Consider the following 13,759-nt stretch of genomic DNA (forward strand, 5'->3'; position numbering starts at 1 on the left):
GCGCTACCGTGATGCGGGCCCGACGGTGTGGATGCTGGGCGGGAGGGGGCCGAGGCAGGGACGATGTGCGCCCGGCGCCGTCCGGTGCGGCCGTACGCGAGGGCGGCGTGCGATCAGGCGAGGTTCTTGCTGAAGAACTCCTCCAGCCTGTCGAACGGGATCAGGTCCGTCCTGTCGTACAGATCGACGTGGCCGGCGTTCGGGACGGCGTAGAACTCCTTGGGCTCGGCCGCGAGTTCGTAGGCGTCCTCGCTGAAGTACCGCGAGTGGGCTTTCTCGCCGACGATGAACAGGATGGGTCGCGGCGAGATCCACTCGATCTTCGACAGCAGCGGAAAGTTCATCAGCGACATGCTGCTCGTCAGCGTGAACTGGGTGATGGAGTTCGGGTGGTAGCCCCGGGGAGTGGAGTAGAACTCGCCGAACTCACGGCCGACCGGGTTGCTGTTCTCGTCGAATCCGATGGGCGCGCCGCGCGGGGTCAGGGCGGGGGCGTTGGCCTCGAAGTCCGCGTACCGCTGCTCGGCGATCGCGTCGAGCATGGCGCCTCGCTCCTCCGCGGTGAGAGAGCCCTGCCAGCCCTCCGAGGCGATCCGGGCGATGTCGTACATGACGACCGTGGCGACCGCCTTGATGCGCCGGTCGACCTGGGCCGCGCTGAGCGCGAAGCCGCCGCTGCCGCACATGCCGACGACGCCGATACGGTCCCGGTTCACGAAGTCACGGGTGCCCAGGTAGTCGACGGCCGCATGGAAGTCCTCGCTGAAGACGTCGGCGGAGGAGACGTGTCGCGGGTCGCCGCCGCTGTAGCCGTTGTAGGAGGGGTCGAAGGCGAGGGCCACGAATCCGCGCCGGGCCAGGTTCTGGGCGTAGATGCCCGGGCCCTGCTCCTTCACGCCGCCGTACGGCGCGCCGACGATGATCGCGGGGTGTTCCTGCGAGGCGTCGAAGTCCTTCGGCTGGTAGTGGTCCGCGGAGATGGTGATCCCGTACCTGTTCTCGTACGACACCGGCTTGCGGGTGACGTTCTCGTCCAGGTCGAAGATGTAGTTGTCTGCTGCAGGCATTCTTGTCTCACTTCTGTGGCGCTTGACAGGGGCAGCCGGTCACGGGGGGGGGTGGGGGTCAGGGCTTGAGGAGCGCCTTGATGGCGCGGCGCTCGTCCATGGCCTTGTAGCCCTCGGCGACCTGGTCCAGGGGCAGGGTGAGGTCGAAGACCTTGCCCGGGTTGATCCGGCCGGACAGGACGCGGTCGATCAGGTCGGGCAGGTAACGGCGGACCGGGGCGGGGCCGCCGCGCAGGCCGACGTGGGAGAAGAACAGCTCCTCGCCGTCAACCGACACGTCGTGCGGGACACCGACGAAGCCGACGTTGCCGCCGGGCCGGGTGGAGTGCAGGGCCTGCCGCATGGACTCGGCGGTGCCCACGCACTCCAGCACGGAGTCCGCGCCGATGCCGCCGGTGAGGTCCTTGACGCGGGCGATGCCTTCGTCGCCGCGTTCGCTGACGACGTCGGTGGCGCCGAATTCGAGGGCGAGCCGCTGCCGGGACGCATGGCGGCTCATGGCGATGATCCGCTCGGCGCCGAGCTCCTTGGCGGCGATGACGCCGCACAGGCCGACCGCTCCGTCACCGACGACCACGGCCGTCGAGCCGGGCTTCACCTCGGCGGCGAGGGCGGCGTACCAGCCGGTGCCCATCACGTCGGACACGGCGAGCAGGCTCGGCACGAACTCGGCGTCCGGGTGCTCGTCGGTGGCGACGAGGGTGCCGTGAGCGTTGGGGATGCGCACGTAGTCGGCCTGGCAGGTGCTCATGAACTCGCGGTGCAGACAGGACGACTGCCAGCCGTTACGGCAGTTCACGCAGGTGTTGTCCGAGGTGGCGAAGGAGCCGACCACGAACTGGCCCGGCTTGACGTTGGCGACCTCGCTGCCGACCTCCTCGACGATGCCCACGTACTCGTGCCCCATCGGGTGCGGGTCGCCGATGGGTTCCGCGCCGCGGTAGGGCCACAGGTCCGAGCCGCACACACAGGTGGCGACCGTGCGAATGATCGCGTCTGTCGGGTTGAGGATCTTCGGGTCGTCGAGGTTCTCGAAGCGGACGTCGCCGGGGGCGTAGATGACTGCTCCGCGCATGGGGGGCTTCCTTCGGTGCGAGGATCGGTGAGCGCGCAGCCGGTGATCGCGATCGGCTGCTCGACATCGAGCCTCACACGCGAGGGCAAGCACGAAAAGCGGAGAAATTCATCCTGGGATGAGAACATCCTGGGAGTAAATCCTCCCCCCTTTTCCGGGTGGAATCGGTGTCATGCTGGGAAGCATGACCGCCAACGTCCCCCTCAATGAGCTGGGAGAATTCCTCAAGAAGCGCCGCTCCGAGCTGAGCCCCCGCACGGTCGGACTGCCCGAAACCGGCAAGCCCCGCCGGGTTGCCGGGCTGCGCCGCGAGGAGGTCGCCCAGCTCGCCAGCATCAGCACCGACTACTACACCAGACTCGAACAGGGCCGCATGCAGGCATCGGCGCCCGTGCTGGATGTCCTCGCCCGGGTGCTCCATCTGGACGACGACGAACGCGGCTACCTCTTCCAGCTCGCGGGCAAGACCACCACCCGCGCCCGGCGCCGAGGCCGGCAGAAGGTCCAGCCGCAGCTCCAGCGTGTCCTGGACGACCTCACCGCCACCCCGGCCATCGTGCAGGGCCGGCGCGGCGACATCCTGGCCTGGAACGCGCTGGCCGCCGCGCTGGTCACCGACTTCTCCCGCGTCCCGGAAAAGCACCGCAACTATCCGCGGATCATCTTCACCACTCCCGCGATGCGCAACCTGTACGCCGACTGGGAGACCTCGGCGCAGATCGCCGTTGCCCAGCTGCGGATGGAAGCCGCGAAGTATCCCGAGGACCCCCGCCTGATCGAATTGGTTGGTGAACTATCCCTGCGCGACAAGGAGTTCGCCCGGTGGTGGGGCGAACACCACGTCGCCGCCCGCACCGTCGGCACGAAGACCCTCAACCATCCGGTCGTCGGCGAACTCGTCCTGGACTGGGACACCCTCACCGCCAACACCGACCCCGACCAGCACCTCACCGTCTGGACCGCCGCCCCGGGCTCCCCCACCCACGAACGACTGCGCATCCTCGCCTCCTGGGCTGCCGACCAGGACCTGCCGGCCTCCTCCCCCCTCAGCTGACCGCGACCGGCCGCCGCCGTAGGAGCAGCCGGCGGATCGTGCCGGTCGCGTGGCACAGAGGAAGGCCCGTGCCTGGTGGTGCACCTGGTCCCCGACGTGGACGTCGAGACGGTGAGCGGCCGTGAGTACTTCGGCGACCGGGCTGTGGCTCCATGACCCTTGGCCTCTTCCGGGCCATCACCAGACCACTGCCCCATCCGGTGCTGCTCTGCGGGGCCGACGGCCGCGTCCTGGCCGCCAACCCCGCAGCCGTCCGCTGCGACGACCGGCTGCGCCCGGGCGCCGGCGTGTTCGACCTACGGCCGGACGACACCGCGCAGTTGCGTCAGCAGTTGGCTGCGTGGCTACGGAGCGGAAGTCCCGTGCCCGGCGCGCTGGTCTTCAAGGACGCCGACGGCCGCATACGGCGGTTTCGCTGTTACGGGGCACGGGCCACCTGGTGGGACGGCCCACAGCCGGCTCTGCAACTGCATCTCGTCGAGGCCGGAGCGTCCGACGGGTTCGTCGTGCCCAGCCAGCAGGTGGAGGCACTGAACCGGGAGGTGGCGTTCCGCTGGGCCACCGAGGTCGACCGGACGCGGCTGCTGGCCGCCGAACAGGCCGCCCGCGCCCAGTTGCAGCACCTGTACGACCTGACAGCCGCCCTGGCCGGAGCGATCACCCTCGCCCAGGTTTCCCACGCCGTCAGGGACGTGGCGCCGGCCGCCCTGGGGGCCACAGCGGCGGAGCTCTATCTGCACTCGGCGCGGCTGGTTCCGCCCCTGCAGCCGGAGGACAACGGCCTTCCGGCCGGCGCGGGCGGCTGGACCGACCTGGATCGGCCCTCTTCCTCGGACGGCCCGTTCCCCGATGAAGCCGCGGACGCGGTTCCCTTTGCCCTGTCCCTGGAGGCGGACGGCGTCCAACTGGGCATGCTGATCGTCTACGGCTCAGACGGCCCGACCGCTCCCGAGATGTGACAGCGGTGGCCCAGCAGATCGCCCAGGCTCTGCGCCGAGCCGGGCTGCACGAGCACGAGCACCGGGTTGAGGTTCCCCCGTCACGCGGGAGGTGCTGATCAGCTGGTCAGAGAGGGTTGACGGGTGTTCAGATTCGTTGGATCGGCCGTCGCCTGCTCGGCGTAGTGCTTCTCCTCGAACTCGATCGGGCTGAGGAAGCCGAGCCGTTCCTGGATGCGGCGGGAGTTGTAGAAACCGTCGATGTACTCGAAGAGCGCGAGGTTCGCCTCGGCACGTGTGGCGAAGACCCGGCCGCGCACGCACTCCGTCTTGATCAGCATCCACAGGTTCTCCGCGAGCGCGTTGTCGAACGAGTCCCCGACCGACCCCATGGACGCCTGAACCCCCGCTCGCACCAGACGAGTTGTGAGCTTGATGGACGTGTACTGACAGCCGTGGTCGGCGTGATGGACGAGCTTGCCGGGCTCGGCCTCGCGGGACGCGAGGGCGTACTCCAGCGTGGTCAGGACCAGGTCGGCGTCCGCGCGGGCAGAGGTCTCCCAGGCCACCACCCGGCGGGAGAACGCGTCCCGGATCGCCGAGAGCCACAACGGTCCCTCGCCGGTCGGGATCATTGTCAGGTCGGTGACCCACAGCCGGTTCGGCGCCGGTGCGGTGAAGTCCCGCTCGACCAGGTCCGGGGCGGGGCGTGGCCTGCGGATCCCGGCGCGTGAAGCCCTTGCGCCGCGGGCTGACGCCCGCGATGTCGGCCTCGCGCATCAGGCGTTCGACCCGTTTGCGGCCGACATGGACGCCCTCGCGTTTCAGCACAGCGTGCACGCGCGGCGAGCCGTAGTTGCCGCCGGACTCCGCGTGGATCTCCTTGATCCGCTCGGTCAGCTCGACGTCGCGGCGACGCCGTTCGCACGGCTCCTTCTCCGCGCGGCGCCAGCGGTAGTAGGCGGAGGAGGCGATGTGCAGTTCCCGCAGTACGCGCTCGACCCCCAGGCGGGGATGCTCGTCGAGGAGCCCCGTCACCTGGGCCGGGTCGGGTCGAGCTGCGCCGCGAAAAAAGCCGAGGCCGTCCGCAGCACGTCGTTGGCCCGCTTGAGCTGGGCGTTCTCCTTGCGCAGCGCCACGAGCTCGGCCCGCTCGTCAGTGGTGAGCCGGTCGTCGCGCTCGCCGGCATCGGCCTGCCGGATCCAGCCCCGCAGGGCCTCCGGGCGCACACCGAGATCGACGGCCAGCTTCTTGATCTGCGGCTTCGGCTCGGAGGCCCGGTACATCCGCACCGCACGCTCACGCAACTCCAGCGAGTACTTCCTGGGGGCAGCCATGGTCGATGTTCCTCTCATGAGAACCATCTGACCCTCTGTCAACACACTCCGCATCTCGGGGGAACCTCAGTCCCTGGGTGGTTACCGCTTTCCGGACAAGCTGCCCGAGGTGCGGCTATCCAACTTCAACAGCGGTGGCACCGGCGACAAGGACATCGCGTGGGACGCGATCGCCTTCGCGCCTGGCGACCAGTCGAAGCTGCCAGAGGTCATCTTCGGTGATCCGGACAAGAGCGTCGAACAGCCCGCTGACGACACCACTCCCACCGACGTCAGCCTGAGTGTGATCAACGGAACCGGACCGGCCGGTCCCTCGGCCACGTCGGCAGCCTCTGTCGCGGCCGTCAAGGCGGCCGGTTCCGGGAGCTTCGTTGAATGGTGCGACGCGAAGCCTTTCAACAACCATGTGCAGTGGATCAACCGCACTGAAGCATGCCTGAAGGAGCACATACCCGTCGTCATCAGCAACGAGGACGGGGAGATCATCGGCACCATGGACTTCGACGTCCAGGCGGAGATCAAGGCGCACAACGACGAGAACGGCATGAACACCACGCTGAAGCTCGTCCCGACCAGCGCCACCGGTGTGGCGACTACGGCACCGGTCACCATCACCCTCGCCGAGACCTGCGCGTTCGACTGCACTACCAGCAATGTCATCTGGAAGACCCCCTCCACCTGGGAGTGGGGAGCCGGCGACCGGCACGTCGGCGACGCGCAGATGGGGTTGTTCTGGCAGCAGGCCCGCACCTCAGAGCTGGTCGGTGTGACCTGGAAGCTCGGAGCCACCGTCGCAGGGGCGCCGTCCAAGAACGTGGTCGCCGTCAGCACAGACCGGTACTCGCAGCTTCGCTGTGACAGGACGGTCACAACCAATCCCGGCTGCGTGTTCGAGTACTACAAGCCGACCTACGTCATGAACGCCAAACAATTCCCGGCCGCCGCCGCCCATGCCTGGCTCGTCCAGACACGCAACAACAAATACTTCGGCCGCAAGAACGGGGGTACGTCGCTCACATACATGAACCGAGACGACTCGACTACCACAGACAGCCGGAACGTGATCTGCCCGCCCACGCCCGCCTACATCCGGCGTACAGACATCGGCATGTCCCCGGAGTTGAGCTCGTCCGGCGAGGACAGCTCAGCCTGCGACGAGTTCGCCTTCGCCAACAGCTACCAGAGTGCGGGCATGCCTGCCAACAAGGACGGAACCAAGCCGGTGGACGACCCGACTAAATGAGCCTTTTCCAACCTCGTGCTGAAGCTGCGAGGCGGAGCATCCGGACGAAAATCCCTTGCGGTCAAGGGTGGTGATCGCTCTACGGTTGCTCCCCGTGACCATGGAGATGCCCTACCAGCCACTTCCGATCGACCAGTCCGACGTGCGCTACGTTCACGGGCCCGATTCCTCTCTACAGCCGGGCGTGCCCGCCGGTGAGACGGTCGAGTTCGAGTGGAGGGCCAGCGAGGTCTACCCGGGAACCTTCCGGAAGTTCTGGGTACACCTGCCTGCACAGTACGACCCAGCGGTACCGGCATCCTTGATCGTGTTCCAGGACGGATGGTGGTACCTGGACCCCGCAGGGGAGGTACGCGGCGCGATCGTCCTGGACAACCTCGTCCACAGCGGCGACATCCCCGTCACCATCGGTGTGTTCGTCGATCCTGGTGTCTTCCCCGATGCGGAGAAGCCGAAGAACCGCAACAACGAGTACGACGCCTTCGACGACCGGTACGTCACCTTCCTCCTCACCGAGATCATCCCGCAGGTTGCGGAGCGTTATACCATCGCCCAGTCGCCCGAAAGGTGGGGTATCTGCGGCGGGAGCAGCGGCGGCAACTGCGCCTTCACGGCCGCCTGGCTGCGTCCGGACAAGTTCCGCCGCGTCATCGGCTACCTTTCCAGCTTCGCGCAGATGCCGGCCGGCAACCCCTACCCAGACCTCATCTCCCGCGTCCCCCGCAAGCCGCTGCGCATCTTCATGCAAGGCGGCCACCGCGACCTGCACTGGAATGAGCCACAGTGGAACTGGCTCGCCGAAAACCTGCGCGTGGCAGCCGCTCTCGCTGAAGCGGGCTACGACTTCCGCCTTGTCCTGGGGGACGGCGGACACAGTCCCAACCACGGCGGGGTCCTGCTTCCGGACGCTCTGCGCTGGCTGTCGCGTCCCAACGAGGATTGATCGATACACGCATCATTCAACCTGACGCCGACTGCGGTGAGTTGAGCTGCGTCCTGGTCGCATAAAGACATGAAGCTCCTGGTAGGCGGCTTCACAACCAAGATCACTCGCTTGAACAGGAGCGCCGTCGTGCTTGCCTACCCGTCCGCGATCGACCTGTCCAGCTCACACTTGCGCTTCCTGACCGGGAAGCTCGCCGAGCGCCGCCGACAGGTCGGCACCCGCTGGCGTCGCCTGCCCCCCAATCGGCAGGCCCTGCTCGTCCTGGCCCACCTGCGCTGCGGTGACACCTACACCCGACTCGCGGCCTCCTTCGGCATAGGTGTGGCCACGGTCTACCGCTACATCCGCGAGGCCGTGGACCTCCTGGCCGCGCTGGTCCCCACGCTTCAACAGGCCCTCAAGCGCGCGGCAGCCAAGGCGTTCGTGATCCTGGACGGCACCCTGTTGCCCATTGACCGGATCGCCGCCGACCGGCCCTTCTACTCAGGCAAGCACCGCAAGCACGGCATGAATGTCCAAGTCCTCGCCGACCCGTTCGGCCGCCTGCTGTGGGCCTCCGCCGCGCTGCCCGGCGCCGTGCACGACATCAAGGCCGCGCGCACCCACGGCATCATCGACGCCTTGGCCGAGGTCGGCCTCGTTTGCTACGGAGACAAGGGCTACCAGGGCGCTGGCGGCACCGTACGGGTGCCCTTCCGTGGCAAACACCGTAACCTTCCAGTCGGCCAGCAGGCCGTCAATGTCGCCCACGCGCGCATCCGTGCCGTCGGCGAACAGGCCATGGCCACCCTGAAGAGCTGGCGTCTCCTGCGCAAACTGCGGTGCAGCACCACCCGCATTACCGGCCTCGTACAGGCCGTCCTCGCCCTTCACATAACATGGGTCTGAGATTGGAAAAGGCTCAATGTCTTTCGACGTACGCGGTCAAGCAGTCGAGCGGACATTGGACGCTTCTCAGCGACGACAACTACGACCTACCAGTCGGCGGGGAGGTGTGCGGCCGTTCCAGCATGTCCAGTAACCAGAACAGTCAGTCGATGTCGTTCTTTGGGGGTTTCATCAACCGGAACCGGCTACAGAACAAGGACGACTACTGGGTCGGCCTACCGGGTTTCGACAACTGCGCGATGAGCGCCGATGTCTGCGACGTGATATGACATACGCATAGAAAAGGGCTCCGGAAGTGCAAGTGTGCTTCCGGAGCCCTTTTCTGCGAAACCTCTGACGCAGCTTCAGGGAGCAGTCTCCGCTCGCTTCCAGCGCAGAAATCCCTCGCCAACGGCCGGCTCGTACGGAACCCGATTCCCCAGAGCGCGGATCCCGCCCCTGCCCTCCAGGGTGTCGGCCGTCGCCTCGAGGAAGTCGGCCAGAGAGGGGAAGGCAAGCTTCGGAAGGGCTGCCTCCGCAAAGTACATCACCGGAGCCTGTGCCGAGCCCGCACCGGAATCGAGAAAGTATCCGTAGGGGGCGTCGGATTGCTGAGCAAAGGGGATCCACTCGGGCTGCCAGTCCGCCCCACCAGCGAGGAGATCCCGATACTCGTCCACGACCTGGCCGAGGTCGAGGAAGACATTGTCGCCGGGCAGGAAAACCGAGTCCGGGTGCGGTTGATAGAGGCATCCCTCCAGCACGTCCTTGGCAGTACTGCCATTGTTCAGCAGCAGCCACGCCTGAAGCTCGGGGGGAAGCGTGGTCGCCATTTCCTCCTCAGCCGCATCGATCATGCTCTGGTCAACCCCAGGATTAATTGCTTCAGCATGGCGCGGCGCATTTTCTTGCAACCATTTGGTGATTCGCGTCCACGCATGCTGTATCCGTACCTCCTGTGACAACGCACACTCCTTTCCTGTCCTACGATGACGCCTCCGCAGAGCAATGCTCAGGACGGATCGATTCCGGGGCGCCATGCGGATGGCGTATCTTCCCGAATTATCCGTAAGGTCTCTGACTACTGAGGTTGAACTCGTGGTGTCGCCGGGTTGCTCAGGTGAGTCTGATTGTCGGGCCGGTCTCGGCGAGGCAGCCGTCTATGACCAGACTGTCGGCCGCCGCGATTACCGGGTGCGCTCAGTGCGGTCGTCGTACTCTTCGCGGGCGGTGATGACTTCTTCGATGTGCAGCACGGACCACTCCGTGAGCGACTTCAGCGGTTCCCGCAGCGTCTGGCCGAGCGCGGTCAGCTCATACTCCACGTGCGGCGGCACCTCTGGGTAGACGGTCCGGCTGACCAGCCCGTCGCGTTCGAGGGTGCGCAGCGTCTGGGTGAGCATCTTCTCGCTCACGCCCGCCAGCGCCTGCCGGAGCTGGCCGAACCGGGAGGTCCCGTTCCGGCCGAGTTCGCCCAGCACGAGGACCGCCCACTTGCTGCCGATCTGGTCGAGCAGGTCCCGCGACGGGCACCCGCGTTCGTACGGATCGAATGACTGTGTGGGCCCGCTCACGTTCTCGACAGCAGCCATAGGGCTCACCTCAATGCTATCGGTCGGGTAAGTACCCTACCAATAAGTGGCTACTCCCCAACAGAGAGTGTCCAGGTCATTCTGTTTTCCATCCCGCCGCGGACGGACCGCGGCAGGCGTGCGAGGCACGCGCGGATGGAAGGAATGACCACCATGCCGATCGTCGTCACCGGAGCCACCGGCCAGCTGGGCAGGCTCACCGTAGAGGCACTGCTGCGGCGCGGGATCCCGGCCGCGGACATCATCGCGACCGGCCGGGACATCGCCGGGATCAAGGATTTGGCCGACCGAGGCATCACGGTACGCCGCGCCGACTTCGCGGACACGGACGGCCTGGCCGAGGCATTCGCGGGGGCGGACAGGCTGCTGCTGATTTCGGCCTCGGTCCCCGTGGGCGAGCGGGTCGCCAACCACCGCCGCGTGATCGACGCCGCAGCGTCCGCAGGCGTGTCGCTGGTGGCGTACACGAGCACGACGCACGCGGACACGGCCACCACCATCATCGGCGCCACGCACGGCGAGACGGAGAAGTATCTGCGGGACCGCGGAATCCCCAGCGTGCTGCTGCGCAACAGCTGGTACTTGGAGAACTACACCAGCCAACTGCCGCAGATCCTGCAGAACGGCGCCGTCGTCGGCGCCGCAGGCGAGGGGCGGATCAGCGCCGCGTCCCGCGCCGACTACGCCGAGGCCGCAGCGGTCGTCCTCACCGCCGAAGGCCACACCGGCGCCGTGTACGAGCTCGGCGGCGACGAATCCTTCACCCTGACTGAGCTCGCCGCCGCGATCTCCGCTGCGGCCGGGAAGCAGGTTTCCTACGCTCACCTCCCGGTGACCGACTTCGCCAAGGGACTGGCCGCCGCGGGCCTACCCGCCGAGCTGGCGGAGGTCCTCGCCGACGCTGACCGCGGCATGAACCGCGGCGAGATGTACACCGATTCTGGCGACTTGCGCCGCCTGATCGGCCGCCCGCCCGTGACCCTGGCCGAGGCACTCGCGGTCGCCCTGCATGACTGAGGCTGAACTTGTGATGTGGCCGGGTCACTCAGGTGGGTCTGATTGTCAGGCCGGTCTCGGCGAGGCAGCCGTCTATGAGTTCGCTGCGGTACTGGATGTGCCGTAGGCCGCGCCGGATGCGCTGGACGAGGTGTTCGGGGGTGCTGAAGGCGACGTTGGAGAGCCAGCCGCGTCGTAGGAGGGACCAGATCCCCTCGACTGGGTTGAGGTCGGGTGCGTAGGGCGGCAGATAGTAGATGGTCAGCCAGTCCCGGGCCTCGGCGAACTTTTGCAGGTCGGCGGCCTTGTGGACGTTGAGGTTGTCCCAGACGAGCACGATCGGGCCGCCGAGCTGCTGGTGTGCTGCGATCAACAGGTCCCGGTAGTCGCGCCAGGAGAAGCTCTTGCGCCCATCGCGACGGCCGTCGTCATGGCGGGGCCGGTAGATGAGCCTTGAGCGGTGGCCGGGTTTGTAGCAGGTCAGCGCGGCGATGGAGATCCGTCTGCGGGAGCGGCCGCGGACCCGCACCACCGGGGTCCGGCCGCGTTGTGACCAGGTCTTCGCGTGCGGCGGCGTCATGGAGAATCCGGCTTCGTCCTCGAAGACGAGCCAGGCTCCACGGGCCGCCGCGAGTCTTCCGCGCAGGGCCACACCTCCTTGACCCACCCGGCCACAGCCTCGTCGTCCCGCTCCATGGCCCGTCGGGCCGGGACTTGCCAGGACCAGCCGTTGCGCGCCAGCAGTTTCCGCACGCCCTGGATCGTGTAGGCGATGTGGAAGCGCCGACCGATCACCGTCTTGATCCGCGCCAGTGTCCAGCGCTGGTCCTCCCAGCCGTGCGCGGCCGGCCCCTTGGCCAGCTCCGCCTCCAGCTGCGCGAACTGCTCCTGGCTCAGCCTCGGCAGCGATGCTGGCCCCTGCGACCGCAGGGCCCGCGGACCGCCCTCCTCCCACTTCTGTCGCCACCGTTGTACCGAGCGGACGTTGACGCGCAGCGCCTTGGCGATGACCGAGCTCGCCTCGCCTTGGGCGAACCGCTCGGCCGCCTTGAGCCGTAACTCCTCGCGGAACTGCTGCCGTTCGGCAGTCAGCCCGCCTCCTTGTGGATACCGCATGCCCCGGTGATACCGCACGGGCGACGAGCCATCAGCCCTTACGACACCACGAGTTCAACCTCAGTAGGCCCGCGTTGCAGCGCGGGTCAGGAAGCCACGCCCGTGCTCAGCGTAGTCACCGACGACGACTCCACGCAGTCCCGCTCCCTGATCGACGAGATCGTACGGGAACCTCTGCTGCGCTGCGGGCGGCGAGGTAGCGCTCGGCGTCCAGGGCTGAGGCGGCGCCGGTGCCTGCGGCGGTGATGGTTTAGGGGCGGTAGGCGTGGTCGACGACGTCGCCGGCGGCGAACACCCGGGCAGGCTGGTGCGCGTCGTCGGGGAGGCGACAATGATGTAGCCCTCGCGTCGAGGTCGAGTTTGATCGGTGAAGAGTTCGGTGCACGGGTCTTGGCCGATGGCGATGGACAGACCCGTGACGTCGAGGTCGCGGGTGGCGCCGGTGAAGACGTCACGCAGGACGACACCGCCGAAGGAGCTGTTTAGCGGGAACCGGTCGCGATGATCACCGTCCTGGCCCGGTGCACAGTGCCTGCGGAGTCAGTGAGGAGCTTGATGTCGCCGGTGAGGTCGACGGCCGCGATGTCGTCGTCGGCACCCAGGTTCTCGGCCGGGGCCGGCATGTCTTCCATCAGGACGGGGCCGTCGACACCGTCGGGGAAGCCGGGGAGTTCTCCACCTCGATCGTGGTCGTCAGCGAGCCGCCGACGAAGATGGAGCGGCCGAAGAGCAGGGGATTGAGTTGGGCGCGGGCAGTGCAGAGAGCGGCGGTGTAGCCGACGGGGCCGGAGCCGATCATGACTACCTCGCGCACTTGGCCGGGCTGCGTCGCGGCGCTCACGCCTCCTGCTTGGCATCGATCTCGGCGACGAGGGCCTCGATGCTGGTCTTGATCTCGTCGCGGCTCGGGCGGACGGCGTCGACGCCCTTACCGGCCGGGTCTTGCAGGGCCCAGTCGAGGTATTTCTTGCCGGGGACGGGCAGGCGTCACCGCAGCCCATGGTGGTGGCGTGACCGGCGCCTGGACGGCCTCGGTGGTGAGGATCTTCGGCGTGGTGGCGGAGATGTCGATGCCGACCGCGGCCATCGTCTCGACAGCGACGGGATCGGCCAGGTCGCCTGGGATGGATCCGGCGAGCGGACCTCGATGCGGTCGCCCGCGAGGTGGGAGAGGAATCCGACGGCCATCTGCGAGCGGCCAGCACTGTGGAAGCAGTCCGCCGGCCTGGGAGCAGCCGTCCTCGGCAACGCTAACGACGGCGTTGGCCGCGGCGGAGTACTTCGCGCCGGTCTCGGCCAGGCGCAGGCTCTCGAAGGAGCCGGTGAGATGCTGCAGTGCTTGGGGGACGGAGGCGGCGGTCGTGGCACCGGTGAGGAAGCCAAGGCCGGCGCAGGCGGCGACGTTGACGCTGAAGGTCCCCCGGGAAGACGGTGTCGTGGCGGGCCTGGATGGCACGGTCGGTGAGGTATCGCAGCGGAGCACCGACGACTGAGCACCGGCCCGAGGAAGTCCCATCCGTCAACAGGT

The 13,759-nt window shown here is 67.5% G+C and carries 12 protein-coding genes and 5 pseudogenes; 6 read left to right on the forward strand and 11 right to left on the reverse strand.

Going from position 1 to position 13,759, the window contains the following annotated elements:
- Window positions 1-113 precede the first annotated feature (113 nt).
- Both Sri02f_RS37615 and Sri02f_RS37620 read right to left on the reverse strand, forming a co-directional pair.
- Window positions 114-1,067 (reverse strand): alpha/beta hydrolase, encoded by a 954-nt coding sequence (locus Sri02f_RS37615; RefSeq protein WP_109005800.1) that lies wholly within the window; start codon window positions 1,065-1,067, stop codon window positions 114-116.
- Window positions 1,068-1,125: 58 nt separating this feature from the next.
- The gene (locus Sri02f_RS37620; RefSeq protein ID WP_109005801.1) at window positions 1,126-2,142 is read right to left on the reverse strand and encodes a zinc-dependent alcohol dehydrogenase family protein; all 1,017 of its coding nucleotides are present in this window, start codon (window positions 2,140-2,142) and stop codon (window positions 1,126-1,128) included.
- Window positions 2,143-2,314: 172 nt separating this feature from the next.
- Between Sri02f_RS37620 and Sri02f_RS37625 the strand changes: the two genes are divergently transcribed.
- Window positions 2,315-3,196 carry a helix-turn-helix domain-containing protein gene (locus tag Sri02f_RS37625; protein WP_109005802.1) on the forward strand — a complete coding sequence of 294 codons (882 nt, stop codon included), beginning with the start codon at window positions 2,315-2,317 and terminating at the stop codon, window positions 3,194-3,196.
- Between the two features lie 152 nt (window positions 3,197-3,348).
- Window positions 3,349-4,155: a nitrogen regulation protein NR(II) gene (locus Sri02f_RS37630; protein ID WP_109005803.1), complete on the forward strand. Its 807-nt coding sequence runs from the start codon at window positions 3,349-3,351 to the stop codon at window positions 4,153-4,155.
- A 98-nt stretch (window positions 4,156-4,253) separates the two neighbouring features.
- Here the strand turns inward: Sri02f_RS37630 and Sri02f_RS37635 are convergent.
- From Sri02f_RS37635 to Sri02f_RS37645, 3 genes and pseudogenes are all read right to left on the reverse strand, one after another.
- Window positions 4,254-4,865, reverse strand: a pseudogene (locus Sri02f_RS37635) (IS3 family transposase); the annotation flags it as partial.
- Window positions 4,866-4,884: 19 nt separating this feature from the next.
- Window positions 4,885-5,172 (reverse strand): annotated as a pseudogene (locus Sri02f_RS44285) (IS3 family transposase); the annotation flags it as partial.
- Window positions 5,169-5,471, reverse strand: coding sequence for a transposase (locus tag Sri02f_RS37645; protein WP_159106852.1), 303 nt, complete (start codon window positions 5,469-5,471; stop codon window positions 5,169-5,171). The pseudogene Sri02f_RS44285 and the gene Sri02f_RS37645, both read right to left, overlap by 4 nt.
- A gap of 109 nt (window positions 5,472-5,580) precedes the next feature.
- On the opposite strand from Sri02f_RS37645, the gene Sri02f_RS37650 reads away from it, so the two are divergent.
- From Sri02f_RS37650 to Sri02f_RS37660, 3 genes are all read left to right on the forward strand, one after another.
- Window positions 5,581-6,714, forward strand: coding sequence for a hypothetical protein (locus Sri02f_RS37650; RefSeq protein ID WP_109005806.1), 1,134 nt, complete (start codon window positions 5,581-5,583; stop codon window positions 6,712-6,714).
- A 100-nt stretch (window positions 6,715-6,814) separates the two neighbouring features.
- Window positions 6,815-7,657, forward strand: a complete 843-nt coding sequence (locus Sri02f_RS37655; protein WP_245970974.1) for an alpha/beta hydrolase — start codon at window positions 6,815-6,817, stop codon at window positions 7,655-7,657.
- A gap of 129 nt (window positions 7,658-7,786) precedes the next feature.
- Window positions 7,787-8,548: a transposase family protein gene (locus Sri02f_RS37660; RefSeq protein WP_109005808.1), complete on the forward strand. Its 762-nt coding sequence runs from the start codon at window positions 7,787-7,789 to the stop codon at window positions 8,546-8,548.
- A gap of 344 nt (window positions 8,549-8,892) precedes the next feature.
- On the opposite strand, the gene Sri02f_RS37665 is transcribed toward Sri02f_RS37660, so the two are convergent.
- Complete coding sequence (locus Sri02f_RS37665; protein WP_159106853.1) at window positions 8,893-9,492, reverse strand: SMI1/KNR4 family protein; 600 nt, start codon at window positions 9,490-9,492, stop codon at window positions 8,893-8,895.
- 222 nt (window positions 9,493-9,714) lie between these two features.
- Window positions 9,715-10,119 carry a winged helix-turn-helix transcriptional regulator gene (locus Sri02f_RS37670; protein ID WP_109005810.1) on the reverse strand — a complete coding sequence of 135 codons (405 nt, stop codon included), beginning with the start codon at window positions 10,117-10,119 and terminating at the stop codon, window positions 9,715-9,717.
- 144 nt (window positions 10,120-10,263) lie between these two features.
- Between Sri02f_RS37670 and Sri02f_RS37675 the strand changes: the two genes are divergently transcribed.
- Window positions 10,264-11,136 carry an SDR family oxidoreductase gene (locus Sri02f_RS37675; RefSeq protein ID WP_109005811.1) on the forward strand — a complete coding sequence of 291 codons (873 nt, stop codon included), beginning with the start codon at window positions 10,264-10,266 and terminating at the stop codon, window positions 11,134-11,136.
- Between the two features lie 28 nt (window positions 11,137-11,164).
- Here the strand turns inward: Sri02f_RS37675 and Sri02f_RS44385 are convergent.
- The 4 genes and pseudogenes from Sri02f_RS44385 to Sri02f_RS43370 form a co-directional block, all read right to left on the reverse strand.
- Window positions 11,165-12,231, reverse strand: a protein-coding gene (locus Sri02f_RS44385) for an IS630 family transposase (protein ID WP_445009694.1) whose coding sequence is annotated in 2 segments (ribosomal slippage) — window positions 11,165-11,785 and window positions 11,788-12,231 — 1,065 coding nt in all. Because the reading frame shifts where the segments join, the coding sequence is not laid out codon by codon here.
- 115 nt (window positions 12,232-12,346) lie between these two features.
- A pseudogene (locus Sri02f_RS37690) lies at window positions 12,347-13,030 on the reverse strand (NAD(P)/FAD-dependent oxidoreductase).
- Between the two features lie 38 nt (window positions 13,031-13,068).
- Window positions 13,069-13,419: pseudogene (locus tag Sri02f_RS43365) on the reverse strand (low molecular weight phosphatase family protein).
- A 58-nt stretch (window positions 13,420-13,477) separates the two neighbouring features.
- A pseudogene (locus tag Sri02f_RS43370) lies at window positions 13,478-13,754 on the reverse strand (fluoride efflux transporter FluC); the annotation flags it as partial.
- Window positions 13,755-13,759: the final 5 nt, after the last annotated feature.

Origin of the sequence: Streptomyces rishiriensis (assembly GCF_003112535.1) — a bacterium.
Taxonomy (GTDB): domain Bacteria; phylum Actinomycetota; class Actinomycetes; order Streptomycetales; family Streptomycetaceae; genus Streptomyces; species Streptomyces rishiriensis.

What these genes read in the sequence shown, in the direction of transcription:
- Sri02f_RS37615 (WP_109005800.1), bottom strand. Translation starts at nt 1,067, where the DNA reads ATGCCTGCAGCAGACAACTACATCTTCGACCTGGACGAGAACGTCACC.
- Sri02f_RS37620 (WP_109005801.1), bottom strand. Translation starts at nt 2,142, where the DNA reads ATGCGCGGAGCAGTCATCTACGCCCCCGGCGACGTCCGCTTCGAGAAC.
- Sri02f_RS37625 (WP_109005802.1), top strand. Translation starts at nt 2,315, where the DNA reads ATGCTGGGAAGCATGACCGCCAACGTCCCCCTCAATGAGCTGGGAGAA.
- Sri02f_RS37630 (WP_109005803.1), top strand. Translation starts at nt 3,349, where the DNA reads ATGACCCTTGGCCTCTTCCGGGCCATCACCAGACCACTGCCCCATCCG.
- Sri02f_RS37645 (WP_159106852.1), bottom strand. Translation starts at nt 5,471, where the DNA reads ATGGCTGCCCCCAGGAAGTACTCGCTGGAGTTGCGTGAGCGTGCGGTG.
- Sri02f_RS37655 (WP_245970974.1), top strand. Translation starts at nt 6,815, where the DNA reads ATGGAGATGCCCTACCAGCCACTTCCGATCGACCAGTCCGACGTGCGC.
- Sri02f_RS37670 (WP_109005810.1), bottom strand. Translation starts at nt 10,119, where the DNA reads ATGGCTGCTGTCGAGAACGTGAGCGGGCCCACACAGTCATTCGATCCG.
- Sri02f_RS37675 (WP_109005811.1), top strand. Translation starts at nt 10,264, where the DNA reads ATGACCACCATGCCGATCGTCGTCACCGGAGCCACCGGCCAGCTGGGC.